Annotated in this window: 24 protein-coding genes; 4 read left to right on the forward strand and 20 right to left on the reverse strand. The window is 71.7% G+C overall.

Annotation, left to right across the window (positions count from 1 at the left end):
* Positions 1-114 precede the first annotated feature (114 nt).
* From truB to rimP, 7 genes are all read right to left on the reverse strand, one after another.
* The gene (truB, locus tag P3L51_RS15930; RefSeq protein WP_354605873.1) at positions 115-1,026 is read right to left on the reverse strand and encodes a tRNA pseudouridine(55) synthase TruB; all 912 of its coding nucleotides are present in this window, start codon (positions 1,024-1,026) and stop codon (positions 115-117) included.
* Complete coding sequence (gene rbfA, locus P3L51_RS15935) at positions 1,023-1,580, reverse strand: 30S ribosome-binding factor RbfA (protein ID WP_354605874.1); 558 nt, start codon at positions 1,578-1,580, stop codon at positions 1,023-1,025. The genes truB and rbfA overlap by 4 nt, the downstream gene beginning before the upstream one ends.
* A gap of 79 nt (positions 1,581-1,659) precedes the next feature.
* Positions 1,660-1,953 carry a DUF503 domain-containing protein gene (locus tag P3L51_RS15940; RefSeq protein WP_147878832.1) on the reverse strand — a complete coding sequence of 98 codons (294 nt, stop codon included), beginning with the start codon at positions 1,951-1,953 and terminating at the stop codon, positions 1,660-1,662.
* Between the two features lie 206 nt (positions 1,954-2,159).
* Positions 2,160-5,306, reverse strand: coding sequence for a translation initiation factor IF-2 (infB, locus tag P3L51_RS15945; protein ID WP_354605875.1), 3,147 nt, complete (start codon positions 5,304-5,306; stop codon positions 2,160-2,162).
* A gap of 77 nt (positions 5,307-5,383) precedes the next feature.
* On the reverse strand, positions 5,384-5,734 hold the full coding sequence (locus P3L51_RS15950) for a YlxR family protein (RefSeq protein WP_354605876.1): 351 nt from the start codon (positions 5,732-5,734) through the stop codon (positions 5,384-5,386).
* Between the two features lie 376 nt (positions 5,735-6,110).
* The gene (gene nusA / locus P3L51_RS15955) at positions 6,111-7,163 is read right to left on the reverse strand and encodes a transcription termination factor NusA (RefSeq protein WP_354605877.1); all 1,053 of its coding nucleotides are present in this window, start codon (positions 7,161-7,163) and stop codon (positions 6,111-6,113) included.
* Between the two features lie 2 nt (positions 7,164-7,165).
* Positions 7,166-7,663, reverse strand: a complete 498-nt coding sequence (gene rimP / locus P3L51_RS15960) for a ribosome maturation factor RimP (protein ID WP_354605878.1) — start codon at positions 7,661-7,663, stop codon at positions 7,166-7,168.
* Between the two features lie 189 nt (positions 7,664-7,852).
* Here rimP and P3L51_RS15965 point away from each other — a divergent pair, with 189 nt between their 5' ends.
* The 3 genes from P3L51_RS15965 to P3L51_RS15975 are packed head-to-tail and all read left to right on the forward strand — an operon-like array spanning position 7,853 to position 9,734.
* Positions 7,853-8,383 carry a hypothetical protein gene (locus tag P3L51_RS15965; RefSeq protein WP_435594455.1) on the forward strand — a complete coding sequence of 177 codons (531 nt, stop codon included), beginning with the start codon at positions 7,853-7,855 and terminating at the stop codon, positions 8,381-8,383.
* The gene (locus tag P3L51_RS15970) at positions 8,371-8,805 is read left to right on the forward strand and encodes a ferritin-like domain-containing protein (RefSeq protein ID WP_435594457.1); all 435 of its coding nucleotides are present in this window, start codon (positions 8,371-8,373) and stop codon (positions 8,803-8,805) included. The genes P3L51_RS15965 and P3L51_RS15970 overlap by 13 nt, the downstream gene beginning before the upstream one ends.
* A 32-nt stretch (positions 8,806-8,837) precedes the next feature.
* On the forward strand, positions 8,838-9,734 hold the full coding sequence (locus P3L51_RS15975) for an aminoglycoside phosphotransferase family protein (protein ID WP_354605881.1): 897 nt from the start codon (positions 8,838-8,840) through the stop codon (positions 9,732-9,734).
* A 128-nt stretch (positions 9,735-9,862) separates the two neighbouring features.
* On the opposite strand, the gene P3L51_RS15980 is transcribed toward P3L51_RS15975, so the two are convergent.
* The 13 genes from P3L51_RS15980 to P3L51_RS16040 all read right to left on the reverse strand — a co-directional run bounded on the left by P3L51_RS15980 (position 9,863) and on the right by P3L51_RS16040 (position 24,402).
* Positions 9,863-11,560: a proline--tRNA ligase gene (locus tag P3L51_RS15980; RefSeq protein ID WP_354605882.1), complete on the reverse strand. Its 1,698-nt coding sequence runs from the start codon at positions 11,558-11,560 to the stop codon at positions 9,863-9,865.
* 94 nt (positions 11,561-11,654) lie between these two features.
* Positions 11,655-12,230 carry a GNAT family N-acetyltransferase gene (locus P3L51_RS15985; RefSeq protein ID WP_354605883.1) on the reverse strand — a complete coding sequence of 192 codons (576 nt, stop codon included), beginning with the start codon at positions 12,228-12,230 and terminating at the stop codon, positions 11,655-11,657.
* 15 nt (positions 12,231-12,245) lie between these two features.
* Positions 12,246-13,088 carry a GNAT family N-acetyltransferase gene (locus tag P3L51_RS15990; RefSeq protein WP_354605895.1) on the reverse strand — a complete coding sequence of 281 codons (843 nt, stop codon included), beginning with the start codon at positions 13,086-13,088 and terminating at the stop codon, positions 12,246-12,248.
* A gap of 208 nt (positions 13,089-13,296) precedes the next feature.
* On the reverse strand, positions 13,297-14,451 hold the full coding sequence (ispG, locus tag P3L51_RS15995; protein ID WP_354605884.1) for a flavodoxin-dependent (E)-4-hydroxy-3-methylbut-2-enyl-diphosphate synthase: 1,155 nt from the start codon (positions 14,449-14,451) through the stop codon (positions 13,297-13,299).
* Positions 14,448-16,211 (reverse strand): 1-deoxy-D-xylulose-5-phosphate synthase, encoded by a 1,764-nt coding sequence (locus P3L51_RS16000; RefSeq protein WP_354605885.1) that lies wholly within the window; start codon positions 16,209-16,211, stop codon positions 14,448-14,450. Before P3L51_RS16000 ends, ispG begins: the two co-directional genes overlap by 4 nt.
* A 53-nt stretch (positions 16,212-16,264) precedes the next feature.
* Complete coding sequence (locus tag P3L51_RS16005; protein ID WP_354605886.1) at positions 16,265-16,750, reverse strand: DUF6917 domain-containing protein; 486 nt, start codon at positions 16,748-16,750, stop codon at positions 16,265-16,267.
* Positions 16,744-17,673: a Gfo/Idh/MocA family protein gene (locus P3L51_RS16010; protein ID WP_354605887.1), complete on the reverse strand. Its 930-nt coding sequence runs from the start codon at positions 17,671-17,673 to the stop codon at positions 16,744-16,746. Before P3L51_RS16010 ends, P3L51_RS16005 begins: the two co-directional genes overlap by 7 nt.
* Positions 17,674-17,762: 89 nt before the next feature.
* On the reverse strand, positions 17,763-18,908 hold the full coding sequence (locus tag P3L51_RS16015) for an Ldh family oxidoreductase (protein ID WP_354605888.1): 1,146 nt from the start codon (positions 18,906-18,908) through the stop codon (positions 17,763-17,765).
* A 3-nt stretch (positions 18,909-18,911) separates the two neighbouring features.
* On the reverse strand, positions 18,912-20,243 hold the full coding sequence (locus P3L51_RS16020; RefSeq protein ID WP_354605889.1) for a M20/M25/M40 family metallo-hydrolase: 1,332 nt from the start codon (positions 20,241-20,243) through the stop codon (positions 18,912-18,914).
* Complete coding sequence (locus P3L51_RS16025) at positions 20,240-21,112, reverse strand: sugar phosphate isomerase/epimerase family protein (protein WP_354605890.1); 873 nt, start codon at positions 21,110-21,112, stop codon at positions 20,240-20,242. The genes P3L51_RS16020 and P3L51_RS16025 overlap by 4 nt, the downstream gene beginning before the upstream one ends.
* A complete protein-coding gene (locus P3L51_RS16030; protein WP_354605891.1) occupies positions 21,105-22,253 on the reverse strand; it encodes a Gfo/Idh/MocA family oxidoreductase in 1,149 nt (382 codons plus the stop codon). Before P3L51_RS16030 ends, P3L51_RS16025 begins: the two co-directional genes overlap by 8 nt.
* A 60-nt stretch (positions 22,254-22,313) precedes the next feature.
* A complete protein-coding gene (locus P3L51_RS16035; protein WP_354605892.1) occupies positions 22,314-23,381 on the reverse strand; it encodes a polyprenyl synthetase family protein in 1,068 nt (355 codons plus the stop codon).
* A gap of 73 nt (positions 23,382-23,454) precedes the next feature.
* Positions 23,455-24,402 (reverse strand): 4-hydroxy-3-methylbut-2-enyl diphosphate reductase, encoded by a 948-nt coding sequence (locus P3L51_RS16040; RefSeq protein ID WP_354605893.1) that lies wholly within the window; start codon positions 24,400-24,402, stop codon positions 23,455-23,457.
* A gap of 348 nt (positions 24,403-24,750) precedes the next feature.
* On the opposite strand from P3L51_RS16040, the gene P3L51_RS16045 reads away from it, so the two are divergent.
* Positions 24,751-25,995 (forward strand): DegT/DnrJ/EryC1/StrS family aminotransferase, encoded by a 1,245-nt coding sequence (locus tag P3L51_RS16045; RefSeq protein WP_354605894.1) that lies wholly within the window; start codon positions 24,751-24,753, stop codon positions 25,993-25,995.
* The last annotated feature ends 2 nt before the right edge of the window (positions 25,996-25,997 follow it).

The following is a 25,997-nucleotide window of genomic DNA, read 5'->3' on the forward strand; positions in this document are numbered from 1 at the left end:
GCGCCGCCCGACGGGGTGAATCCCGAAGACGGCACGCACGCCCCTCACCACAGCCACAGCCACCCGCATCGGCACGGGCACCCGCACCGCCACCCACAGACAGCAGCTACCCGATCAGCCGAAAACAGCCAGACTCTTCGCCTTGCCGCCCTGCTCCTCCACCAGCGCCAGGAACCGCCCGTCGGGCCCGAACGCCGCCACGGGGCCGGTCACGGCCCCGTCCCGGCGCGGGGGCATGTCCAGCCGTACGCCGTTGAGCAGCAGCTTCGCCCGCCTCTCGTCCACGTCCCAGCGCTTAAAGGCCGTCGCCGCGGCGTCGGCCACCGGCATGACGGTCAGCCGCTCCTGGTGCTGGTCGAGCGTCCTGGCCTCGTCGAGGCCGTACGGACCGACCCGCGTCCTGCGCAGCGCCGTGAGATGCCCCCCGACCCCGAGTCCCGCGCCGAGGTCACGTGCGAGGGCACGGATGTACGTACCGGAGGAGCAGACGACCGACACGACCAGGTCGACCACGGGCGTACCGTCCTCGGCGACGTCCGGACGGACGTCGTACACCTGGAACGACGAGACGGTCACCGGCCGGGCCGGGATCTCGAAGTCCTCACCGCCCCGTACGCGCGCGTACGACCGCTTCCCGTCGATCTTGATGGCACTGACCTTGGACGGCACCTGCATGATCGCGCCGCTGAGCGCGGCCACCCCGGCGTCGATGCCCTCACGGGTGACGCCGGACGCGTCGGTGGACGAGATGGGCTCGCCCTCGGCATCGTCGGTGACGGTGTCCTGCCCCAGCCTGATGGTGCCGAGATACTCCTTCTCGGTCAGAGCGAGGTGCCCCAGCAGCTTGGTGGCCCGCTCCACGCCGAGGACGAGAACGCCCGTCGCCATGGGGTCGAGTGTGCCGGCGTGGCCGACGCGGCGGGTCTTGGCGATGCCGCGCATCTTGGCCACGACATCGTGCGAAGTGAAGCCCGACGGCTTGTCCACGATGACAAGACCGTCGGGCGTGGGGAGTTGCTGGGTCATTTAGCGGCGGCGCCGTCCGTGTCGTCGTCGCCGCGGCCGGCCTCACCGGAGGCGGCCGCCGCGGACCCGTCGGCCGTGGCAGCGGCATCCGCCTCGCCCTCCGCCGCGCCCTCGGAGTCCTCCTCGTAGCCCTCGTCACCGGGCTTGCGGTAAGGGTCGGCCTCGCCCGCGTAGGTCTTACCGGTCGACACCTCACGCACCTCTGCGTCCTTGGCGCGAGCCTTGTCGAGAAGATCCTCCATGGTGCGGGCGTTGTCCGGCAGGGCGTCGGGGACGAACGCCAGCGTCGGTGTGAACCGCACACCGGTCTGACGTCCCACCTCGGAGCGGAGCACGCCCTTGGCGCTCTCCAGGGCGGCGGCGGACGCCGCGCGCTCCTCGTCGTCGCCGTAGACCGTGTAGAAGACCGTGGCCTCCCGCAGGTCGCCGGTGACCCGGGCGTCCGTGATGGTCACGAAGCCCAGCCGCGGATCCTTGATACGCCGGTCCAGGGTCTCCGCGACCACGACCTGGATGCGGTCGGCCAGCTTGCGGGCCCGCGCGTTGTCGGTCACCGGTCCGTCACTCTTCCTTCTGGGTTTCTTGTCTGCTGCTCTTGCTGCTGCGACCGTCGCCTGCCCGGGGCCGGGCGGCTCAGTCGTCGTCTCCGTGCAGCCGCCGCCGTACCGACAGCAGCTCCACCTCCGGACGGCCGGCGACCATGCGCTCGCACCGGTCCAGAACGTCCCTCAGATGCACCGTGTCCCCGGACACCACCGCCAGACCGATCTCGGCCCTGCGATGAAGATCCTGGTCGCCGGTCTCCGCCACACTCACCGCGAACTTCCGCTGGAGTTCGGCGACGATCGGCCGGACGATGGAGCGTTTCTCCTTAAGCGACCGTACGTCGCCGAGGAGCAGGTCGAAGGACAGTGTCCCCACATACATGTGTTTCCGGATGTCCCGCCGGTACGGGGTAGGGCCCGCCAGCGCTTGGCAGGGGCACACAAACCGTACACGGAACGGCCGGGGCCGATCGACGGATTAAAGCACCGTCGACCGGCCCCGGACCGCCGATACCGCCCGAGCAGGACCCGGGCGGCATCGGCACCACGTCACGTCAGTCACGCGGTGGTGGGCACCACCGGCGTACGTCAGCCGCGCGGCTTCTCGCGCATCTCGTACGTCGCGATGACGTCGTCGATCTTGATGTCGTTGAAGTTTCCGAGGTTGATACCGCCCTCGAAGCCTTCACGGATCTCGGTGACATCGTCCTTGAAGCGGCGCAGACCCTGGATGTTGAGGTCCTCCGCGATGACCTTGCCGTCGCGGACGAGCCGGGCCTTGGTGTTGCGCTTGACCTCGCCGGACCGGATGAGAACACCCGCGATGTTGCCGAGCTTGGACGAGCGGAAGACCTCGCGGATCTCCGCCGTACCGAGCTCGATCTCCTCGTACTCCGGCTTGAGCATGCCCTTGAGGGCCGCTTCGATCTCCTCGATGGCCTGGTAGATCACCGAGTAGTAGCGGACGTCGACACCCTCGCGGTCGGCCATCTGCGAGGCACGCCCCGCGGCGCGCACGTTGAAGCCGATGACGATGGCGTCGGAGCCCATCGCCAGGTCGATGTCGGACTCCGTGACCGCACCGACGCCGCGGTGCAGAACCCGGATGTCGACCTCTTCACCGACGTCGAGCTGGAGCAGCGAGGACTCGAGGGCCTCCACCGAACCGGACGCGTCGCCCTTGATGATGAGGTTGAGTTCCTGCACCAGGCCGGCCTTGAGGGCCTCGTCCAGGTTCTCCAGGGAGAACCGGACGCCCTTGCGGGCGAACGCCGCGTTCCGCTCACGAGCGGCACGCTTCTCGGCGATCTGCCGCGCGGTGCGGTCCTCGTCGACGACCAGGAAGTTGTCGCCGGCGCCGGGGACGTTGGTGAGTCCCAGGACCAGGACGGGGGTCGCGGGACCCGCTTCCTCGACGTTGTTGCCGTTGTCGTCGAGCATCGCCCGGACACGGCCGTACGCGTCACCGGCGACCATCGTGTCACCGACGCGCAGCGTGCCGCGCTGGACGAGCACGGTGGCGACGGCGCCGCGACCGCGGTCGAGGTGCGCCTCGATGGCGATACCCTGCGCGTCCTGTTCCGGGTTGGCCCGGAGGTCGAGCGAGGCGTCCGCCGTGAGGACCACGGCCTCCAGCAGGCTGTCGATGTTCAGACCCTGCTTGGCGGAGATGTCGACGAACATGGTGTCGCCGCCGTACTCCTCGGCCACGAGGCCGTACTCGGTCAGCTGACCGCGCACCTTGGTCGGGTCCGCGCCCTCGACGTCGATCTTGTTGACCGCGACCACGATCGGCACGTCGGCCGCCTTGGCGTGGTTCAGCGCCTCGATCGTCTGGGGCATCACACCGTCGTTCGCCGCCACCACGAGGATCGCGATGTCGGTGGACTTGGCACCACGGGCACGCATGGCGGTGAACGCCTCGTGGCCCGGGGTGTCGATGAAGGTGATCCTGCGCTCTTCGTCGTTGACCTCGGTGGCGACCTGGTACGCGCCGATGTGCTGCGTGATACCGCCGGCCTCGCCCGCGACGACATTCGTCTTACGGATGGCGTCGAGCAGCCGGGTCTTACCGTGGTCGACGTGACCCATGACGGTCACGACCGGGGGACGCGCGACGAGGAACTCCTCGCCGCCCTCGTCCTCGCCGAACTCGATGTCGAAGGACTCGAGAAGCTCGCGGTCCTCCTCCTCCGGGCTGACGATCTCGACGACGTAGTTCATCTCGCCGGCGAGTACGTGCAGGGTCTCGTCGGAGACGGACTGCGTGGCAGTGACCATCTCGCCGAGGTTCATCATCACGGCGACGAGCGACGCCGGGTTGGCGTTGATCTTCTCCGCGAAGTCGGTGAGCGACGCACCGCGCGACAGCCGGACGACCTGTCCCTGGCCACGCGGCAGCATCACGCCGCCTACCGACGGGGCCTGCATGGCCTCGTACTCCTGGCGCCTCTGCCGCTTCGACTTACGGCCACGACGGGCCGGTCCACCGGGGCGGCCGAACGCGCCCTGTGTTCCACCACGGCCACCGGGACCACCCGGACGTCCGCCGAAACCGGGACGGCCACCGCCGCCACCGAAACCGCCACCACCGGGACGACCCGGAGCACCGCCACCGCCACCGGGGCGACCGGCGAAGCCACCGCCGCCACCGCCACCGGGACGACCGGCGAAACCGCCGCCACCACCGGGACGACCGCCGCCGCCACCGCCACCGGCGGGCCTGCCGGCACCACCGGGACCACGGCCTCCGCCGGGGCCACCGCCGGGACGCGGACCCGCGGCGGGACGCTGCGGCATCATGCCCGGGTTCGGACGGTTACCGGCGGGGGCGCCGCCGGGACGCGGGGCGCCACCAGGACGGGGCATACCACCGGGGCTCGGGCGACCGCCCTGGCCACCGGCACCGGCCTGCGGACGGGGACCGCCCTGACCGGCGCCCTGCGGACGCGGTCCACCGGGCGCACCGGCACCGCCGGGACGCGGGGCGCCACCCGGACGGGGCGCCTGCGGGCGCGCCATTCCGGTGGAACCACCCGAGGTGAAGGGGTTGTTGCCCGGGCGGGGACCCGCCGGACGAGCACCCGGACGGGCGCCCTGACCCGCGGGACGCGCGGGGCGTTCGCCACCGGGGCGCTCGCCACCGCGGCCACCGTCACGGCCGCCGTCGCGCTGACCGCCGGCCGGAGCCGGACGGGCGGCAGGACCACCGGCGGGGCGGGGCCCCGGGGTGGCCGAACCGGAGCGCGGGGCCGCCGGGGACTGCGGGGCCTGCGGAGGCGCCGGCTGGGCCGGAGCCGGTGCCGAGAACTCGGCCGCGGGCACCGGAGCCGGTGCGGGCTTCGACACTGCGGGCTTCGGACCGGGACGCGGGCCGGAGGCGGGCGTCGCGGCCGGAGCCGGAGAGGAAGGGGTGCTGCTCTGCGGGGCCTCGGCGGCGGCCGGCTTGGGAGCCGCGACACCGGGCTTGGGAGCAGCCGGACGTGCCGCCTGCGCCGGGGAGGGCGCGGCGGGCTTGGCGGGGCTCGCCTTGCGCGGCGCCCCGGGCTTCGCTGCGGGCTTCGCGGCGTTGCCGCCGGGGCCCTGCAAAGCATCAGTCAATTTGCGTACAACCGGCGCCTCGATCGTCGACGACGCCGAACGGACGAATTCACCGAGTTCTTGGAGCTTGGCCATGACGACCTTGCTCTCCACGCCGAACTCCTTGGCGAGTTCGTATACCCGGACCTTAGCCACTTCGCTCCTTTTAGGTCCGGGTTACCGCCGGACCGTCGCTACTTCATGGGCGTACTCATCGCGTACTCATCGAGTGCTCATCGCAATCTCGACCTACTTCCAACTCGCGAGGTACCTGAACCGCACGGGGTTCCGTGCCGTACGTCTTCGTGCATTGCTGTCTGCTCGACATGGAGCAGCAGTTCCGTGCTGTCGAGCGGTCCCTTGACCTTGAAGGCCCGGGGAAACGCCCGGCGGCGGACCGCCTGATCGAGACAGAACGAGGCGGGGTGTACATAAGCGCCCCGGCCGGGCAGCGTACCGCGTGGATCAGGGAGGCAAGCACCCTCGACCACCACGATGCGCAGCAGATCGCTCTTGGCCGCTCGCTCCCGGCATCCCACGCAGGTTCGCTCAGGGCAGGCGCGGGCGTGCGTCCGGCCAGACATCTCTAAGTCTACCTCCCCGCGCTGCCCTCACCCCTTCGGGGCAATGGTCGAACGCTTGCTGGCCAAAAAGACTCGGTTGATCTCCGCACGGTCCGTCGTCCCACGTCGCCGCATGTCGCGGGCCCCGGGCGGAGTTGACCGACGGCGGTCGACCGCGACCGACGGTGGCCGACGGGTGGCGGCCGATGGCCGGATACGGTGCGGCCGACGGGTCGACGGCGCTACCGGTGCCGGGGCGCCCGCGGGCCGGTGGCGGCAGGCGACCGCGGTGATCGCGAGGGGGCGCCGCCGCGCCGTACGTCGACGGGCTCGTGCCGCACCGTCCCGTACGCCGCCTGCCTCGCCCCGCCCCGTGCCGCCGCCCCGTACCGGAGGGTCAGCGGCGGTCGCCGCGAGACGGCCGGCCTCCCGCGGCGGCCCCGCCGTCGTCCGCCCTGGCCGCCCCGTCGGTCTGCTCCGTGTCGGGCCGGATATCGATGCGCCAGCCGGTGAGACGGGCGGCGAGGCGGGCGTTCTGCCCTTCCTTCCCGATCGCCAGCGACAGCTGGTAGTCCGGCACCGTCACCCGCGCGGAGCGGGCGCCGAGGTCGACGACCTCGACCTTGCTGACCCGGGCCGGCGACAGGGCGTTGGCCACCATCTCGGCCGGGTCGTCCGACCAGTCGACGATGTCGATCTTCTCGCCGTGCAGCTCCGCCATCACGTTGCGCACCCGCGACCCCATGGGGCCGATGCAGGCGCCCTTGGGGTTGAGGCCGGAGCGGGTGGACCGTACGGCGATCTTCGTGCGGTGGCCCGCCTCACGGGCGATCGCGCAGATCTCCACGGAGCCGTCCGCGATCTCCGGGACCTCCAGCTCGAAGAGCTTCTTCACGAGGTTGGGGTGGGTGCGCGACAGGGTCACCGACGGGCCTCGTACGCCCTTGGCGACGCGGACCACGAACGTACGCAGCCGCAGACCGTGCGTGTACTCCTCGCCCGGCACCTGCTCCTGCACCGGGAGGATGGCCTCCAGCTTGTCGTCCAGCCGTACGAGGACGTTCCTGGGGTCCTTGCCCTGCTGCACCTGGCCGGCGACGATGTCGCCCTCACGGCGGGCGTACTCACCGAAGGTGACGTCGTTCTCGGCGTCCCGGAGCCGCTGCTGGATGACCTGCCGCGCCGTGGTGGCGGCGATGCGGCCGAAGTCCGACGGGGTGTCGTCGAACTCCTTCGGCTCCTGGCCCTCCTCCAGCTCCGACGCGTCCTCCTTGGCCCACACCGTTACATGACCGTTGTCGCGGCTGAGGACGACGCGGGCGAGACGGCGGCTTCCCTCCGTGCGGTGGTAGGCGATGAGGAGGGCGGATTCGATCGCCTCGACCAACAGGTCGAAGGGGATCTCCTTCTCTTGTGCCAAGCCCTTCAGGAGCTTCACGTCGATGTCCATGGCTACGCCTCCTCTTCCTTCTTGTCCTTGCGGTTGAACTCGAGCTCCACGCGCGCCTTGGCGATCGACGCGAACTCGACCCGGCGGGCGGTCGGCTTGCGCCCCTTCACGCCCGGTACTTCGAGGTCGAGCCCTTCGTCGTCCACCGCGAGAACGCGGGCCACGAATTCGCCGCCGTCGTGAAGCTGGATCTTCGCCAGACGGCCGACGGCGCGTACGTAGTGACGGTGCTCGGTCAGCGGGCGGTCGGCTCCTGGGGAGGTCACTTCGAGCTGGTACTCGTCCTCGCCCATCGCGTCCGTCTCGTCGAGAGTCGTGGAGATGGTGCGGCTCAGCTCGGCACACGCGTCCAGGTCCACGCCGTCGTCGGAGTCGACCACGATCCTCAGCACACGACGCCTGCCCGCCCGGGACACCTCGATCTCTTCGAGATCCAGGTCCTTCGCGCTGACGAGCGGTTCCAGCAGTCCGCGCAGCCTCTCGCTGTGGGTGGTGCTCATCCGGGTGACTCCTCGGCCGCGTGTGTGCTGTTGTGGGATCGTCGCGTGTCAGGCAAAGGGTATCCGGTCGCGGGGGGTGTTGCCGTCCACCTGCGGCTGACCCGCAGGTACGCTCGCCTGCGGTGATCACTGCGAGGCCCGAGGGAGACACGCGTGGGGCGCACGGGGACGACACGGAGGGGTGCGCTCTTGGCGGCGGGGGCCGCGGCGGGAGGTCTGCTGACCGCCTGCTCCGGTGACGACGACGGTGACGAATCGGGTGGTCCGACGAGCGCGGCCGCGGTCAGGGCCGCGAAGGCGCTACAGGTCAGGGCCACCCGCACGAGCCGCGAACTCCTGCGGCTGTACGACGCGGTGCTTGAGCGGCATCCGGACGAGGCAACGCGGCTGACGCCGCTGCGGGGCGCCGTCGCGCGGCATGTGACCGCCCTGTCGCCTCCTAAGAAGGGCGAGTCGGCGAAGCCGCCGCCGTCCGCATCGGCGTCGCCGTCCGCATCCGCTTCCCACGGGACGGCCGTCGGGGACACCGGGCCCGCGCCGTCGGTCCCCGCCGACGCAGGCACCGCGGTCAGGGAGCTGGCCGCGGCCGAGCGCCGTGCCGCCGACGCGCACACCGAGGCGCTGGTCCACGCCCCGCCCGAACTCGCCAGGCTGCTGGCCTCGCTCGCGGCGGCCGGCGCCGCCCACGCGTTCCTGCTGACGAAAGGATCCTTCTCGTGAGCAGCGACCGCGTGCTGGACGCCGCCCAGGCCGCCCTCGCCGCGGAGCACGCCGCGGTGTACGGATACGGCGTCGTCGGCGGCCGCGTGGGCGACGAGCGCCGCCCGGAGGCGACGAACGCCTACGACGCGCACCGTGCGCGGCGCGACAGCCTCGCGCGTACGGTGCGCGATCTCGGCGGGAAGCCGGCCGCGGCGGCCGCCGCGTACGCCCTGCCCTTCGAGGTGCCCGACACGGCCGCCGCCGTAAGGCTCGCCGCCGATCTGGAGGACCGGATCGCGGGGGTCTACTCCGACCTCGTACGGGCCTCGGAGGGGCCGCTGCGCCAGGACGCCGCGGGGGCACTGCGCGAGGCGGCGGTGCGGGCGGTGCGCTGGCGGGGCAGCGGCGTAGCCTTTCCTGGGCTCGCCGAGCGTCTGTGAGCCCGCTCGCACCGAAAGGGATCTAGGCACGTATGGCTTTCGAACCGCCGCGGCGGCTGGTGCGCACCCTGAGCGAGACGTACGGGGAGTCCGTGGCCGGGCAATGGCTCGGACAGCTGCCCGGGATCGCCCAGGAGGCGGTGGAACAGCGGGAGTTGACGGTCGAGCGGGTGGTGGCGCCGGGTGGCGGGAGCAGCCTCGTGGTGCTTGTACGGCGCCCCGACGGCGCCCCGGCCGCGCTCAAGGTGGTCCCGCCGTTCGCGGCCCCGGGGCCGGAGCGGGCGGCGCTGACGCACTGGAAGGGCTGGGGCTCGGTGGAGCTCATCTCGGGCTCCGACGGTGCGCTGCTTCTGGAACGGCTCCACACCGAGACGTCGCTGCGCTCCCTGCCCGAGGCCAAGGCACTGCTCGAAGCGGCCGGAACGGTGCGGAAGTTGTGGGTCGAGCCGGTCGCCGACCACGGCTTCGAAACGGTCGCCGAGCGGACGGCGGGGCAGGCGGAGGCGCTGCGGGCCGCGACGGACCCGCAGGTCGTTCCGCTCGTCACGGCGGCGTTGGACGCGCGTGCGGAACTGCTCGCGGCCGGGCCGGCGGAGCTGATGCTGCTCCACGGTGCCTTCCGCCAGGGCAAGGTGCTGTCCGGTGACCGGGCGCCGTGGCTCGCGGTCGGCCCCGTGCCCGTGGTGGGTGAGCGCGCGTACGACCTGGCGCGGCTGGTACGCGACCGGGTGGAGGACCTCGTCGCGGCGGCGTCCGGCGCGGCGGCGACGCGGCGCCGTGTGAACAAGCTGGCCGACTCGCTGGACATCGACCGCGAGCGCCTGCGTGGCTGGACGCTCTTCCGCGCGGTGGAGTCGGGTGTACGCGCGCTGGAGGCCGGACGCCGCCAAGACGCGGAACTGTTGCTGGAGTTCGCGGACTGGCTCTAGCGGGGAGCAGCCACGGGGCGGCCGGGTCCGTCACCTGGACCGGCCCACCCGCCCCGTACTCCGCCGTCCGCGCCCTCACTCCGCCGCGCTCGTCCCGACGCCTCGTCCCCGAAGGGCGGCGCCGACCGTCAGACGGTGGCCGTCAGACGCGCGATCGCCTCGGCGACGGTGAGCTCCTCGCGCTCCCCGGTGCGGCGGTCCTTCAGCTCCAGCACGCCTTCGGCCGAACGGCGCCCCGCGACCAGGATCTTGGGAACGCCGATCAGCTCCGCGTCCGTGAACTTCACACCGGGAGAGACACCGGGGCGCTCGTCCACCAGCACGCGCAGCCCCGCCGCGCCCAGTTGCTCCGCCACGTCGACCGCCAGCTCCGTCTGGAGGGCCTTGCCCGCCGCGACGACGTGCACGTCCGCCGGAGCGATCTCACGGGGCCAGCACAGGCCCTGCTCATCGGCGGTCTGCTCGGCAAGCGCGGCGACGGCGCGGGAGACGCCGATGCCGTACGAGCCCATGGTCACCCGGACCGGCTTGCCCTGCTGCCCGAGCACGTCGAGCTGGAAGGTGTCGGCGTACTTGCGGCCCAGCTGGAAGATGTGACCGATCTCGATGGCGCGTCCCAGCTTCAGACCGGTGCCGCACACGGGACAGGGGTCGCCCTCCTCGACGACCACGACGTCGAGGTAGTCGTCCACCTCGAAGTCGCGCCCGCAGACGACGTTGCGCGCGTGGGTGTCGGCCTTGTTCGCGCCGGTGACCCAGGCCGTACCGGGCGCCACGCGGGGGTCGGCGATGTAGCGGACCTTCAGTCCCTGCGGGCCGACGTAGCCGCGTACCAGCTCGGGCCGGCCCTCGAAGTCCTCGGCCGTCACCAGCTCCACCACGGCGGGCGCCAGGTGCTCACCGAGCTTGCCGAGGTCCACCTCGCGGTCGCCGGGGACGCCGACGGCGGTGATCTCGCCGTCGACCTTCACCAGCAGGTTCTTCAGCGTCGCCGAGGCCGGCACGCCCAGGAACGTGGCCAGTGTCTCGATGGTCGGGGTGTCGGGGGTGTCCAGCTCCTCCAGCGCCCCGTGTACCGACCCGTCGACGGGGTCGGTGGTGAAGGTGACGGCCTCGGTGTTGGCGGCGTAGTCGCCGTTGGGGCAGTCGACGAAGGTGTCCTCGCCCGCGGCGGCCGGGGCCAGGAACTCCTCGGACGCGGAGCCGCCCATCGCGCCGGAGATGGCGGAGACGATGCGGTAGTCGAGCCCGAGGCGCGCGAAGATCTTCTGGTACGCCGCGCGGTGGAGCGCGTACGACTCGGCGAGGCCCTCGTCCGTGGTGTCGAAGGAGTACGAGTCCTTCATCTGGAACTCACGGCCGCGCAGGACGCCGGAGCGGGGGCGGGCCTCGTCCCGGTACTTCGTCTGGATCTGGTAGAGCATCACCGGCAGGTCCTTGTAGGACGAGCACTGGTCCTTGACGACCAGGGTGAAGATCTCCTCGTGCGTCGGGCCGAGCAGGTAGTCGCCGCCCTTGCGGTCCTTGAGACGGAAGAGGAGGTCGCCGTATTCGTCCCAGCGACCGCTCGCCTCGTAGGGCTCCTTGGGAAGCAGCGCCGGCAACAGTACTTCCTGTGCCCCGATGGCGTCCATCTCCTCGCGCACGACGCGCGAGATGTTGTCGAGGACCTTCTTACCGAGGGGCAGCCAGCTCCAGAGGCCGGCGGAGGTGCGGCGTACGTACCCGGCGCGGACCAGAAGCTTGTGGCTGAGGGTCTCCGCGTCCGCCGGGTCGTCGCGCAGTGTCTTGGCCATCAAACGGGACATGCGCTGGACCTGGGACATGGGGAGCACTCCTGCGTTTCTTCTCGGGTGTTGGCAGGAGGTTATCCGGGGCACACCGGCAGGCGGAAATCAGTAATCCCGCGCCGTACGGCGCTCAGCGCCGCCGCAGCGGGAGCGGGGCACCCATCACGGCGTACGGCTTGGCGGCGCTCGGGAAGAGGACCTGGCGCGCCAGGTCCTGGTATCCGAGGGTGCGGTAGAGGCCGCGGGCGGGGCTGTCGGTGTCGATCGCGGAGAGGATCGAGCGGGGCTGCCGGGCGACGTCCGTGATGGTGGTGATCAGGGTGCGCCCGATGCCTCGGCCCTGGAACGCCGGGTGGACGTGCAGTTCGGTGATCACGAAGGAGTCGTCGAGCCAGGCGTCGGCGCCTTCGGAGCGCAGATACGGCTCGACGACGGTGGACCACCAGTGGGAGCGGTCGTTCGGCATGCCGTAGACGAACCCGGCCAGTCGCCCCTCCGCCGTGACCGCCCCGTACGCCCGCGCACCGGGCGCGAGGAGGTGCCGCAGCACGATCTGGCGCCGTACGCCGATCTCGCCCTCGCTCAGCCCGAAGGCGAGCGCCTGTACCGCCAGTGCCTCGTCCACGCGCGCGGCGAGGTCGATCGGCCCGACGCGCACGTCGGGGATCCGGGAGTCGCTCCCGGGGAAGCTCGGCACGCTCGACATGGCCGAACCCTACTTTCAGAAGAGGACGCTCATGAAGGCGCCCACCTCGCGGAAGCCGACCCGTCGGTAGGAGGCCCTGGCCGGGGTGTTGTAGTCGTTCACGTAGAGGCTGACGACGGGGGCGACATCGGCGAGCGCGTACCGTACGACGGCTGCCATGCCGCTCTCCGAGAGGCCCTGGCCGCGGAATTCGGGGGCGACCCAGACGCCCTGGATCTGGCAGGCGTGCGACGTGGCCGCGCCGATCTCCGCCTTGAAGATCACCTTGCCGTCGTCGATACGGGCGAACGACCGCCCCGCACCCACGAGTTCGGCCACGCGCGCCTGGTAGAGCAGCCCGCCGTCGCCGGCCAGCGGCGAGACGCCGACCTCCTCGGTGAACATCGCCACGCACGCCGGCATGATCGTCTCCAGCTCCTCCTTACGGATGCGGCGTACGAGGGGGTCCGGTCGCACCGTCTCGGGCACCTGCTCGGTGACCATGAGGGGCTGGTTCGCGCGCACCTCGCGGGCGGGGCCCCAGTTGGGCTCCAGGAGTCGCCAGAGGAGGGCCGTGGGCTCGGCTGGGCCGACGATCGACGAGCAGCGGCGCCCCGTCCGGCGGGCGCGGTCCGCGAAGGCCCGTACGGCCTCGGGGGAAGCGCAGATCGGCACCAGGTTGGCGCCGGAGTAACAGAGCGAGCGCAGTCGCCCGTCCGCGTACCAGCCCCACATCTCGCCGCCGAGGCGCCAGGGGTCGAGTCCCGCCGCCTGGACACGCGAAGCCACGAACGCGTTGGCGACGGGCTCACTCTCGAGAATGGCGAGCGCGGCGCCGAGTTCGCCTGGGTCGAGGACCCGAGTGGTGGTCTGCGTCAACACGAGAGGGGCCTCACCATACGTCTGCTGATTCTCCGCACTGTACCCGCCACCTCTGTGGCCCGCCGCGCACACGTAAGGGCCCCGCTCCCCGGACGCCCGGAGGCGTGGGATGCGGGGCCCGTACGGAGACAAGGCGCGAACGGGGGCGGAGGACGGTCGGCGTACGACTCCGAGGAGCCTCGGGCCGATCACCGAGCGCCGATCCTCAGCTGATGGAGACCTGGGGCTCGCCCGAGGCGATGCCGTCTCGTTCCATCTGTTCGGCGATCTTCAGGGCCTCTTCGATGAGGGTCTCGACGATCTTCGATTCGGGGACCGTCTTGATGACCTCGCCTTTGACGAAGATCTGGCCCTTGCCGTTGCCGGAAGCCACACCCAGATCCGCCTCACGCGCCTCACCGGGACCATTGACCACACAGCCCATCACCGCCACGCGCAGCGGCACCTCCATGCCCTCCAGACCCGCACTCACCTCGTCCGCCAGCTTGTACACATCCACCTGGGCGCGGCCGCACGACGGGCAGGAGACGATCTCCAGGCGGCGCTGCTTCAGATTCAGCGCCTCCAGGATCTGAAGCCCGACCTTGATCTCCTCCACCGGCGGCGCCGACAAAGACACCCGGATCGTGTCCCCGATCCCCTCGCTCAGCAGCGCCCCGAACGCCACCGCCGACTTGATCGTCCCCTGGAACGCCGGACCCGCCTCCGTCACACCCAGATGCAGCGGATAATCACTCCGCGCCGCCAGCAGCCGGTACGCGTTCACCATCACCACCGGATCGTTGTGCTTCACCGAGATCTTGATGTCACCGAAACCGTGCTCCTCGAACAACGACGCCTCCCACAACGCCGACTCCACCAGAGCCTCCGGCGTCGCCTTCCCGTACTTCCTCAGAAGCCTCGCGTCCAGCGACCCCGCGTTCACCCCGATACGGATCGGCGTACCCGCCCCGGAAGCCGCCTTCGCGATCTCCCGCACCTTGTCATCGAACTGCTTGATGTTCCCCGGATTCACCCGCACCGCCGCACACCCCGCGTCAATCGCCGCGAACACGTACTTCGGCTGAAAATGAATATCCGCGATCACCGGAATCTGCGACTTCCGCGCGATAGTCGCCAGCGCGTCCGCGTCATCCTGCGTCGGACACGCCACCCGCACGATCTGACACCCCGACGCCGTCAACTCCGCGATCTGCTGCAACGTCGCCCCGACATCAGACGTACGCGTCGTCGTCATCGACTGCACCGACACCGGCGCATCCCCACCGACAGCCACCGAACCCACCTGGATCTGCCGACTGACCCTCCGATCGGCCAGCTTCGTCGGAACATCCGGCATTCCCAGCGCGATGGCGGTCATGAGGTGAGGGTCCTTTCCGAGGTCGTCCGAGTCAGCACCGCGCCGGTGACGGCGTCGGCGGTCAGCCCGCAGTGGGCGAGGACCTGGGCCCGCGACCCGTGGTCGAGGAATTCGCGCGGCAGCCCGAAGTTCCGTACGGGCGTGTCGATCCCGGCGTCCGCCAAGGCCTGCGCGAACGCGCTGCCCACGCCCCCGACGCGTCCGCCGTCCTCGATGGTGATCACCTGCTTGAAGTACGCGGCGGCCTCCACCAGCGTGGGGTTGACCGGCGCGACCCAGCGCGGGTCGACCACCGTCGCCCCGATGCCCGCCTCCGCGAGCTGCCCCGCGACGTCCAGCGCGAGCCGGGCCATCGGGCCCACGGCGACGATCAGCAGGTCGCGGCCGGGCGCGTTGTGGAGCACGTCGAAGCCGTCGGTCGTGTCGATGGCGGGGATGTCCGCGCCGGTCGTGCCCTTGGGGAAGCGCAGCACCGTCGGCCCCCGGTCCCAGGCGACCGCCTCACCGAGCAGTTCACGCAACCGCGTACCGTCGCGCGGCGCGGCGATACGGATGCCGGGTACGGCCTGGAAGAGCGTCAGGTCCCACATGCCGTTGTGGCTGGCCCCGTCGTCGCCGGTCACGCCCGCGCGGTCCATCACCAGCGTGACCGGGGCGCGGTGCAGGGCGATGTCGGTGACCATCTGGTCGATCATGCGGTTGCCGAACGTCGCGTAGATGGCCAGCACCGGGTGCAGACCGCCCAGCGCGAGGCCGGCCGCCGCCGCCGCGGCGTGCTGTTCGGCGATCCCCACGTCGATCGTGCGCGCGGGGAACTCCCGCTGGAACTCCAGCAGTCCGACCGGTTCCGCCATCGCCGCCGTGATCGCGACGACCTCCCGGCGCGCGGCCCCGATCCGTACCATCTCGTCGGAGAACACCGCCGTCCACGCGGGGCTGGACGACGGCGACGAGGTGGCCGAGGGCGTCGCCCGTACGACATGGCACCGGTCCAGCTCGTTCGTCTCGGCCGTCTCCCAGCCGCGCCCCTTCTCCGTCACCACATGCACGACGACCGGACCGCCCAGGGCCCTCGCCCGGCCCAACGCGTCCTCGACAGCGGCGATGTCGTGCCCGTCGACCGGCCCCAGATAGCCGAACCCGAACTCCTCGAAGACGTTCCCGCCCCCGCCCGCCGCCCGCAGCCGCCCGAGGTGCGCCGCGAGGCCGCCGACGGTCGGCGCGTACGAGCGCTCGTTGTCGTTCAGGACCACGATCACCGGACGCCGCGCGCCGCCCAGGTTGTTCAGGGCCTCCCAGGCCAGGCCGCCGGTGAGCGCCCCGTCCCCGATGACGGCGACCACCGCGCGGTCCGTGTCGCCGCTCAGCTCGCGGGCGCGCGCCAGCCCGTCCGCGTAACTGAGGGCCGTCGACGCGTGGGAGTTCTCGATCACGTCGTGCTCGGACTCGGCGCGCGAGGCGTACCCGGACAGCCCGCCGCGCGTGCGCAGCCCGTCGAACGCGGCGCGCCGGCCGGTCAACAGCTTCTGTACGTAAGTCTGGTGGCCGATGTCCCAGAGCAGCGTGTCCCTGGGCGAGTCGAAGACCCGGTGCAGCGCGATGGTCAGCTCGACCACGCCCAGGTTGGGCCCGAGGTGTCCGCCGGAGCGGCACACCGTGTCGATCATCGACTCGCGGATCTCCGAGCCGAGTTGGCCGAGTTGTGCGGGCGACAGCCCGCGGAGGTCGCGGGGAGCCTCGATCTCGTCGAGTAGTGCCATGACTGAACCCTCCATCAGGCGCGATGTGTTCGTGCGACGGCGGTACGGATCCGTCACGGCCGGCCAGTGCCCGGATCGCCGTCCGTGGACGGCGGCGGACGGAAGCTGACCTGCGAGCCGGGCCGCAGCCCGGCCTCGGGACCGGTGAGCGTCCAGGCGGTGTGGATCAGTACGTTGTAGTGGTTGGGGAAGTGGCAGGCGTCGAAGCCCAGAAGGGTGCCGACGGGCTCCCCGTCGACGAGGACGATGTCGCCCCGGTCCAGCACCCCGGCGACCGAGATCTCCACGAATCCGAGGAAGCCGACCCGGTCGATGCGGGAGCCCGCCTCGGTCTCCAGGTGGTCCGTGGTGACCAGTTCGTGCAGCTCGCCCTGGCGTACGCAGCGGGAGGCGAACTCCTCCAGGCGCATCCCGCGGTCCGTACGGCGGTGGCGCAGCACCTTGACCACCTCGGACCTGACCGTGCGCTTGTCGCCGTTCTCCGGGCTGGGCGCGAGCGGACCGGGAGCCGGGGGACCGTACGCCGTCCTGTTCAGCACGGGACCGCCCCCTCCCGCTCGGTCCGGTACGTCGCGTCGACCAGCTCCAGCATGGCGAGCCCGGCGCGGGAGGCGTCCGTACCGGCGCGTACCGCCTGCTCGAACTCCCCGAGCACACCGCCGTATTCGTGTTTCAGCGAACTCTTGAACGCGTGGTGTCCGGCGAGCATGTCGGCGTGGTGCTCCGTGCCGTCCTTCAGCCGGACGGTGACGTCCTTCGCCTCGCCGTGCGGATACGACCAGTCCAGCTCCACGGTGGCGGGCACCCCGCCGGCGGAGCGCAGCTCCACCCTCGCCTGCCGGTCGACGCCGGCCTCGTCGCGTACGACCTCGGCGGACTCCACGCTCAGCTCGCCGAGGAACAGCCGCACGGTGTCGAAGGCGTTGGGGCCGTTGTCGGCGACGCAGCCGCCGCCGCAGCGCTCCGGGTCGAGATACCAGCGGTCCTTGCCGACGTGCTCCTCGATCCTCTCCAGATAGCGGACCGTCACCGACTCCACGGCCGCCCTGTCGGGGACGGAGCGCAGCAGGCCGAGCACGTTGTCGTTGTAGCGCCGGTGGAACGCGGTGAACAGCACCGACCCGCCGCGCACGGCCAGTTCGGTCAGCGCGCGGCCCTCGGCCAGGTCCAGCGCGAGCGGCTTCTCGACGCAGACCGCGACGCCCGCCTCCAGCGCGTCCCGGCAGACCGCGGCGTGCGCGTCGTTGGGGACGTTGACCACGATCGCGTCGAGTGCGGCCTCGGCCAGCATCCGCCGGTGGTCCCGGTAGTGGGGCAGGCCGGCCGCGCGGTGCGGGGCCAGGGCCTCCTCGCGCAGGTCGCACACCGCGACCAGGTCGAGCGTGGGCAGACCGGGGAAGGCGTCGAGGTAGAACCGGGAGATGACCCCGAGCCCCACCACGCCTATCCGCAGGGGTTTCATTGTCCGTGTCCTCCTTGGACGGGCTTGGACGGGCTTGGGCGGGCTTGGACGGGCCGAGAGAGCCCGTCCGGCGTGTGAGAACGCCCCCGTTACGACATGAGCGCCGTCGGCGCGCTCAGGCCCCGTTCCGCCGCCACCGCGGCCAGCTCCTCGAACAGGGCCGCCGACAGCGGGACTCCGCTCTTGCCGTGCTCCGTGGCGCGTTCGGCCTCGAACCAGCCGGGGTAGCGGACGGGCCGGCCCTCGTCCACGGCCGGGGAGCCGACCAGCGCGTCGAACATCCCCGCCGTCTGCGCCTCGAAGTCCTCGCGGGGACGCAGCTCCGCCGGGGCGACGACCAGCACCGTGAAGCCGATGTCGTCGTCCCGGCCGCTGGGGCTGCCGCCGCCGGACCAGGCTTCCGTCGCCGGGCCCAGCCCGGCGCCCGGCAGGAGCGCGCCGAGGACCTCGACGAGCAGGCCGAGCCCGTACCCCTTGAAGGCCCCCGTGGACGGATCGCCGCCCAGCCACTTCAGATAGCCGTCGCCCCGGTCCAGCGCGTGCGGATCGGTCACCGGCCGGCCGTCCCCGTCCTCCAGCCACCCCTCCGGGATGGGCTGCCCGGCCCGCGCCGCGCCCCGGACGCGCCCGGTCGGGACGACGGTGGTGCTCATGTCGAGTACGAGCGGGGGCCGCGCACCCGCGGGCGCCGCGAACGCGAGCGGGTTGGTGCCGAGCAGCGCGGCCCGCCCGCCGGGGGGCCGGATGATGCGCTGCCGGCCGCAGTTGGAGACCAGCAGGCAGATCATTCCCCGGTCCGCCGCGCGCTTGGCGTGCGCGCCCGCGCAGCCCAGATGTGTCGCGTCGCGTACGGAGACGAGCCCGACGCCGTACGACCGGGCGCGCTCGGCGGCCAGGTCGACGGCCTCGCTCGCCGACCAGAGGCCGAGTGCGCGGTGCGCGTCGAGCAGCACGGCGGCGCCCCGGTCGGCCAGCACCTCGGGTTCGGCGGCCGGGTCGCAGCGGCCGTTCTCGAACAGCTTCAGATAGAGGCGGGTCAGATTGGTCAGGCCGTGCGAGGTGATGCCGGTCAGGTCGCCGTGGACCAGGGCGTGCGCGGCGGTCAGGGCCCGCGAGGCGGGCAGGCCGTGGTGCCGGAACACGGCGGCGGTGAACTCCACCAGCTCGGTGAGGTCCACGCGCCGTACAGGCGTCGCGGCGGTCGCGGAGGCGGTGGTGGGAGTGCTCGTCGTCATAGGTCAGTTCCCCTGGTCGAGCCGGTTGCGTGCGAAGGAGATGAGCAGGCGCCCGATGTGCCGCGCGTAGCGGTCGAGATCGGCCAGATCGGCGAACTCACCCTCCGCGTGGGCCTGGTTGGCGCCGAGGTCGCCGGGGCCGAAGACCACCGTCGAGGTGCCGGGTACACCGGCCAGCCAGATCGCGTCACAGGTGAACGCGGGCAGTTCGGCCGGCCACGGCGCGAGCCCCGCCCGGTCGAGCAGCAGCTCGCCGACCCACGCGTCGTCGGCGTACAGCGCGGGCAACCCGCGCTTCAGCCAGTCCAGATGAGTCACGCGTGCGGCGTCCCGGGCGGTGGTGGCGAAGGTCGGGCTGTCGGCGAAGCGTTCGCGGAATCCCTCCACGCCGGTCCGCAGCACGTCGCCCACGGCGGCTTCCAGCTTGCGCCCGGTGTCCTTTGAGCCGTACGACAGATTGATCAGCAACTGCCCCGTGCCGTAGACCTTGTTGTGCATGGAGCCGGTGTTCATGCCGGCGACGCAGACCTGTCCGTCGACGGCGTGCGGCGGCAGCTCGGTGGCGAGGTGCTGGGCGAGATAGCCCAGGAGCACCGTCGCGTTGTGGCCCGCGCCCGGCTCGTCGTCGATGCCGTCGCGCCCGTCGACACGCAGACGGGCGGTCATGGAGGCCGTGGCCCTGCTCAGTACGCGAAGGCCGGTCGGCTCGCAGAACACGTTGAGCCGCCCCACGTACCCCTGCTCGACCAGCGGCTTGGTGCCGAACACGCCCATGGCGCCGCCCTCTTCGCCCGAGACGAGCTGGATCAGCACGCCCACCTCGGTGCCGAGCGCGGGAGAGGCGGCGAGGGCCGCCCGCAGCCCGGCGAGCAGTCCGACGGCGGGGCCCTTGGCGTCGATGGAGCCCCGGCCGTGGAAGCGCGATCCGCCGAACGAGACGGGGCCGCCGCCCGCGACGGTGTCCAGGTGCACGTTGAACATCACCGTGGCGGCGCGCGGCAGTTCGGGTCCGAGCCGCAGCACCATGTTCGGCTGGCAGGCCAGGAATCCGGGCAGGGCCTCGGCGGCCCGCCTCACCGCCCGGGGTACGTCGGGGCCGGTGAGCGCGCCGGGTCCGGCGGGGGCGTGGTGGACGACCCGGAAGCCGAGCCCGGCCGCCGCCTCCGCGTACGCGCGCTGTGCCTCCCAGAGCTCCACGGGCGGGCCGCCGCCGGTCTCCAGCGGTCCGGCGGTGCGCAGGGCGAGCAGGCGCAGCAGCAGGTCGCGGTCGGACCCGGTCAGCCCGACGGTGTCGCGCGGGTTGATCGGGCGGGGTCGCTGAGCGGCGTGGGTCATGCGCGGCCCGCCGCCGGACCCAGCTCGCCCACGAGCTTTTCGAGTCGCCTCCCGTACGCCACGAACGCGTCCACGTAGTCCCCGGAGGGGTCCGACCACCCCTCGTGCGGACGGATGTTGATGTGCGGCTCGATCGAGACGGCACCGGAGTAGCCCTGGGCGAACAGCAGCCGCAGCGAGTCCGCGACCCGGCAGTCCCCGTCGCCGGGGAGCGAGTAGAACTGCGCGTTCGTGTCGCCGGTGCCGTCCTTCACATGGACGTGGGCGACGTACGGCGCGATGGCCGCGAGCAGGTCGTACGCCTCGTAGCCGTACGCGATGCCGTTGCCGACGTCGAAGAGCAGCCGCAGTGCGGGGCTGTCGGCGGCGTCGAGCAGCCGGAGCATGCGCGCCGAGTCGGTCGCGGCCCAGCCCGCGCAGTTCTCGTGCACCAGCACCAGCCCCGCGTCCTCGGCGCGGGTGGCGAGCCGCCGCACCCGGCCGAGCACCTCGCGCTCCCAATCACCCTCGGACAGACCGGCGTTGGGGTACGACATGATCCGTACGTAGCGGGTGCCGAGGCGCTCGCACCGATCGGCGAGCCGGTCCAGTTCGGTCAGGTCGTCGGCGAACGGGGAGACGACCGTACGGGCCCAGTTGCCGATCCGGGAGTCGACGCAGGAGACCCCGAGGCCGGCGTCCGCGATCCGGCCGGCCACCCGGTCGAAGGCCGGGCCTTCGAGGTCGGCGAGGGGGACGCCGTCGACCGAGCGCAGCTCCACGCTGTCCCAGCCGAGCCGCCGCACCGCCTCGATCTGGCGGTCGAGTCCGGGGGCGGCCTCGTCGCCGATGCCGCTCAGCCGGATGTCGTACAGACCGGTGTCACTCATGTTCCGCTCCGCCCCGGAGCGCGGGGGAGACACCGGTCAGCGGCTGCCGGCCGGGCGCCCCCGGGTCCTCGCGCGGATCCCCCGCGTCCGCCAACACACGGGCTTCCTGGAGTAGTTGAACCACGCGGCGGGCGATCGCGTAGTCGTCCCGGTCGCCCGAACCGCCGGACCGGTCGGTGCCCGCCTCGTAGTCCCGGTAGACGTGCTCGATATAGCTGGTCAGCGCATCGTCGAAGAGGAGCCGGGGGGTCGCCGCGCCGCCGCCGGAGCCGTCGTGGACGGTCAGGCTGGCATGGTGGTCGACATCGCTGATCGGGTAGTGGCCGACGGCGTGACCGGTGTCGAACCGCAGTCCGATCCGGCGTTCGCGGATCGGCGAGGTGAGGTCGGAGGCTATCTCCGTGGTGACGCCGTTGTGGTGCTGGAGCGTCAGCCGGGCGCTGCCCATCCGGGGGATGACGGTGTCCCCGATCCGCATGTCCGTCAGCGCGGCGTCGACGATCCGGGCGTCCCCCGCAAGGCGCAGGGCGACGCCGAGCGAGTGCGGCAGCTCCACGTCGAAGGCGGTGGTGTGGTTGTCGGAGCGCAGCGTGCGCGTCCACCGGGGCTTGAACTGGGTGAAGGCCATTGAACGCAGCGCGCCCAGCTCACCCGGCGCTCCACCCGGTGCTCCACGCTCCGCGCCGCCCGACGCGCCGTACCGCACCAGCCGCGCCAGCTCATCGGTGAGCGAGCTGGCCAGCCACGGCGAGACGACCCGCAGCCGCAGACCGCGCACCCGCGCCAGCATGTCGATGGCCTCCAGACCGGCGACGTCGATGGCCATCGGCTTCTCGATCACGACACGCGTATAGCCGAGTTCGGCCAGCTCCTGGAGCGTGGCGAACCGGTCGACCGGCGGCGTGCACAGATGGACGACCGTGGTGGCGGGGTCCGCGAGCTCGGCGGCGTGGGCCAGTGAGTCCGCCGGCACCAGGCCCTCGGCCAGGGCCTGCGCACGGATGTCCTGGACGTCCCAGACCACGGGCGGGTCCGGTGACCAGGGGGCGGACTCGTCCGGCAGGGCGCGCAGCTTACGCAGCACCGGCCAGTGCAGCCCGAGGCCGGCTCGCCCACCGCCGACGATGAACGTGTTCAGCATGACGTGACCTTCGCTCTTGAGGAGATCTGGCGGCTGACGGGACGGGAACGGGCCGCCGGATCAGTGGTCGCGGTAGGCCACGGACGTGGCCATGTCGGCGAGTTCGCGCTTCCACTCCTCGCTGATGGGGGCGGCCGACAGCGCCTGGTGCGCCTGGACCACCAACTCGTCGATACGGCGCTCCACTTCGGCGCGTACGCCGCTGCTGGTCAGCGCCTCCGCCAGGGCGGCCCCGTCCCAGTCGGCGGCCCGCACCAGCTCGCCGACGCGGGCGTCGCGCAGCGCGGCGAGACTCACCAGGAGCGTCATCTTGTGCTGTTCGGCGTCGGCGCCGACGGGCTTGCCGACGGCCTCGGCGTCGCCGTAGGTGTCGATGAGGTCGTCGCGCAGCTGGAACGCCTCGCCCAGCGCGGTGCCGTACGCCTCGAAGGCGGCGGCCGACGTGGCGTCGCCCGCGATGGCCGCGCCGAGTTCCAGCGGGCGGTGGATGCTGTAGTGGCCGGACTTGGCGTTGGCGATGTACCGGGCCAGCTTCGGGTCCGGGAGGGATTCCGCGGCGACCGTGACGTCCAGGTGCTGGCCGATGATCATCTCGCTGACGAGCCGGCCCCAGATCTGCCGGGCCTCGGCGGGCAGGTCCTGGATGAGCTGCCCGGCGTACGAGAAGGCCAGGTCACCCGCGAGTACGGCGATGCCCTCGCCGTAGCGGCGGGCCTCGCCCTGCCAGCCGCGCTCACGGTGCCGGTCGATGTGCAGGGCATGGACCGTGGGCCTGCCGCGGCGCAGGCCGGAGTCGTCGATGACGTCGTCGTGGATGAGCGCGAACGCGTGCAGCATCTCGATGGCCGCCGCCGCGTCCACCACACGGGAGTCGGACAACTCGCCGCCCGCCGCGAGGAATCCGGCGGCGCAGAACGCGGGGCGCAGCCGTTTGCCGCCCGCCCGGATCAGTTCGCCGATCGCGTCGACGGGGACCGCGGCGCGCGCGTCGACCGCCGCCCAGCGGGAGTGCTCAGCGGTGAGCATGGCGTCGAGCCGCGCCTCGGTGCGGTCCAGGACGGCGGCGCGGGACCGGGCGGCGAGGCCCCCGAGGTGATCGACGACCGGTGCGGGCGGTGAGACGGTCATGGGCGTTCTCCTGTCGTGTCGGCGATCTGGTCCTTGGGGCGTCGGCCCGTGCTTCCGGGCGGTACGGCTCCGGTCAGGCGGACGGCCGGGCCCGGGTGAGGCCCGGCGGCAGCTGGAAGACGATGTCCTCCTTGGTCGTGACGGACAGCTCCACGTCGTGGAAGCCCAACTGGTCGAGCCGCTCCAGCAGTTGGTCGACCAGCAGCTCGGGCGCGCTGGCTCCGGCGCTCACCCCGATCGTCGCCACCCCGTCCAGCCAGCCCGCGTCCAGTTCCGTGACGTCCGGCACCAGATACGCGGTGGTCCCTTCGAGGAGGGCCACCTCCACCATCCGTACCGAATTGCTGGAGTTGCGCGACCCGACGACCAGCACGAGATCGCTGCGCGCGGCGATCTCCTTCACCGCGACCTGCCGGTTGGTGCTCGCGTAGCAGATGTCGCCGTCGGCGGGGCTGCGCAGGTCGTCGAAGCGCTCGTTCAGCGCGGCGACGACACCGGCGGTCTCGTCCATCGAGAGCGTGGTCTGGGTGAGCACCGCGACCGGGGTGTCGCGCGGCAGGTCGAGCGCGTGCGCGTCCTCGACGCTCTCCACGATCACCGTGCGGTCGGGCGCCTCGCCGTACGTGCCCTCGACCTCCTCGTGGTCGGCGTGCCCCACCAGCAGCAGGGTGCGGCCGTCGCGGGCGTAGCGCCGCGCCTCCTGGTGGACCTTCGACACCAGCGGGCAGGTCGCGTCGATGGTGTCGAGCCGGCGGGCGGTCGCGTTCTCGCGGACCTCCGGGGACACACCGTGCGCGGAGAACACACAGACCGCGCCGGGAGGTACGTCCGCCTCGGAGTCCACGAAGATCGCGCCGCGTCGCTTCAGCACTCCCACCACGTAGTGGTTGTGGACGATTTCTTTTCGCACATAGACGGGGGCTCCGTGGACCTCCAATGCCTTCTCGACGATTTCTATCGCCCGGCGTACCCCCGCACAGAATCCGCGTGGCTCGGCGAGGATCACTTTCTTGTCGGTCACGACTGGAAACTCCTGTCGGTCCGTGGAATTGGGCTTCACCGTCCGTCACAACGAAGAGGCAAGTCAAGGTTTTCCGGACCGGCAATAGTTGAGGACCAGGTAATAGGCAGAGTTCTGCACACGCCTGCCTGCACTGTCCTCGGCAATTGCCAAGGGATTGCCGGGTGATTGCTATCGAAGGCGCGTCGGCGTGCCGTCTACGTTCGAACCGCTGGGAGACCGGCTGAGAGACCGGCTGGGAGATCAGCTGGGAGATCAGTCGGGAGACCGGCCGAGAGGTCCGCCGAGATCGGCCGGGATCCGCTGGGATCCGCCGAACCGCTTAACCGCCGAGACGAGTGGAGTGAAATGAACAGCAAGGCGATGCCGGCTCCGGCGAGCACCGTCCCGTTCTTCACGCAGGCGGAATCCTTCGAGCGGCTGTGGCCTCGCCTGAGCGCGTATCTCGACGAGGTGTGCGAATCGGGGACGTACTCCAACGGGCCCAAGACCGCCGAGCTGGAAGCCGCCCTGCGCGCCTACACCGGTGCCCGGCACGCGATCGCCGTCGGCAACGGCACCGACGCGCTCGTCCTGCTGCTGCGCGCGGCGGGGATCGGATCCGGCGACGAGGTGATCGTGCCGGCCTTCAGCTTCTTCGCGTCGGCCAGTTCGGTGGCGCTCGTCGGGGCGGTTCCGGTCTTCGTCGACGTCGATCCGCTCACCTACAACCTCGACCCGGCCGCGCTCGAAGCGGCGGTCACGGAGCGCACCAAGGCCGTCATGCCGGTGCATCTGTTCTGTCAGCCCGCCGACATGACCGCGGTGCTCACGGTGGCGGAACGGCACGGACTGCTCGTCCTGGAGGACAGCGCCGAGGGCATCGGGATGCGGCTGAACGGCCGCCACACCGGCCTGATCGGGGCCGGCGGCGTGCTGTCGTTCTTCCCCACCAAGACGCTGGGCGCGCTCGGCGACGCGGGCATGGTGCTGACCGACGACGACGCGCTCGCCGGCGCCGTACAGCGGCTGCGCGACCACGGCAGGCCCGCGCTGAGGGCCGCGTCGACCCGGGCGCCCGCCCCGGCACCCGCCCAGACACCCGCACCGGCACCCGCCCCGGCGGCGCGCGCCGAGTACGCGCGGCAGGGTGAACTGGCGGGCACCAACAGCAAGATGGACGAACTCCAGGCCGCGGCCCTGCTCACCAAGCTGACCACGCTGGACGACGACATCCGCCGCCGCGCCGTGCTCGCCGACGCGTACACCCGCCGGCTGCGCGGCATCCCCGGCGTCCGGAGACTGCCCACGGTGGTGGAGCGCGGCGAGCCGGTGGACCCCGTCTTCTACGTCTATCTCATCGAGACCGACCGGCGCGACGCGCTCGTCTCGCACCTCGCAGCCGCGGGCATCGGCACCGAGACGTACTACCCGCTGCCGCTGCACCTCCAGCCGTGCTTCGCCCATCTCGGCCACCAGGAAGGCGACTTCCCGCACGCCGAGGCGGCGAGCCACCGCACCGTCGCGCTGCCGCTCTATCCCGAGCTGACCCTCGCGCGACTGGGCCGGGTGTGCGACGCCGTCCGCTCCTTCTTCACCGGGAGTACGTCATGACC

It is taken from the genome of Streptomyces panacea, assembly GCF_040560175.1.
GTDB lineage: Bacteria > Actinomycetota > Actinomycetes > Streptomycetales > Streptomycetaceae > Streptomyces > Streptomyces panacea.

What these genes read in the sequence shown, in the direction of transcription:
- truB (WP_354605873.1), bottom strand. Translation starts at nt 1,026, where the DNA reads ATGACCCAGCAACTCCCCACGCCCGACGGTCTTGTCATCGTGGACAAG.
- P3L51_RS15940 (WP_147878832.1), bottom strand. Translation starts at nt 1,953, where the DNA reads ATGTATGTGGGGACACTGTCCTTCGACCTGCTCCTCGGCGACGTACGG.
- P3L51_RS15950 (WP_354605876.1), bottom strand. Translation starts at nt 5,734, where the DNA reads ATGTCTGGCCGGACGCACGCCCGCGCCTGCCCTGAGCGAACCTGCGTG.
- nusA (WP_354605877.1), bottom strand. Translation starts at nt 7,163, where the DNA reads ATGGACATCGACGTGAAGCTCCTGAAGGGCTTGGCACAAGAGAAGGAG.
- rimP (WP_354605878.1), bottom strand. Translation starts at nt 7,663, where the DNA reads ATGAGCACCACCCACAGCGAGAGGCTGCGCGGACTGCTGGAACCGCTC.
- P3L51_RS15975 (WP_354605881.1), top strand. Translation starts at nt 8,838, where the DNA reads ATGGCTTTCGAACCGCCGCGGCGGCTGGTGCGCACCCTGAGCGAGACG.
- P3L51_RS15980 (WP_354605882.1), bottom strand. Translation starts at nt 11,560, where the DNA reads ATGTCCCAGGTCCAGCGCATGTCCCGTTTGATGGCCAAGACACTGCGC.
- P3L51_RS15985 (WP_354605883.1), bottom strand. Translation starts at nt 12,230, where the DNA reads ATGTCGAGCGTGCCGAGCTTCCCCGGGAGCGACTCCCGGATCCCCGAC.
- ispG (WP_354605884.1), bottom strand. Translation starts at nt 14,451, where the DNA reads ATGACCGCCATCGCGCTGGGAATGCCGGATGTTCCGACGAAGCTGGCC.
- P3L51_RS16000 (WP_354605885.1), bottom strand. Translation starts at nt 16,211, where the DNA reads ATGGCACTACTCGACGAGATCGAGGCTCCCCGCGACCTCCGCGGGCTG.
- P3L51_RS16010 (WP_354605887.1), bottom strand. Translation starts at nt 17,673, where the DNA reads ATGAAACCCCTGCGGATAGGCGTGGTGGGGCTCGGGGTCATCTCCCGG.
- P3L51_RS16015 (WP_354605888.1), bottom strand. Translation starts at nt 18,908, where the DNA reads ATGACGACGAGCACTCCCACCACCGCCTCCGCGACCGCCGCGACGCCT.
- P3L51_RS16020 (WP_354605889.1), bottom strand. Translation starts at nt 20,243, where the DNA reads ATGACCCACGCCGCTCAGCGACCCCGCCCGATCAACCCGCGCGACACC.
- P3L51_RS16025 (WP_354605890.1), bottom strand. Translation starts at nt 21,112, where the DNA reads ATGAGTGACACCGGTCTGTACGACATCCGGCTGAGCGGCATCGGCGAC.
- P3L51_RS16030 (WP_354605891.1), bottom strand. Translation starts at nt 22,253, where the DNA reads ATGCTGAACACGTTCATCGTCGGCGGTGGGCGAGCCGGCCTCGGGCTG.
- P3L51_RS16035 (WP_354605892.1), bottom strand. Translation starts at nt 23,381, where the DNA reads ATGACCGTCTCACCGCCCGCACCGGTCGTCGATCACCTCGGGGGCCTC.
- P3L51_RS16045 (WP_354605894.1), top strand. Translation starts at nt 24,751, where the DNA reads ATGAACAGCAAGGCGATGCCGGCTCCGGCGAGCACCGTCCCGTTCTTC.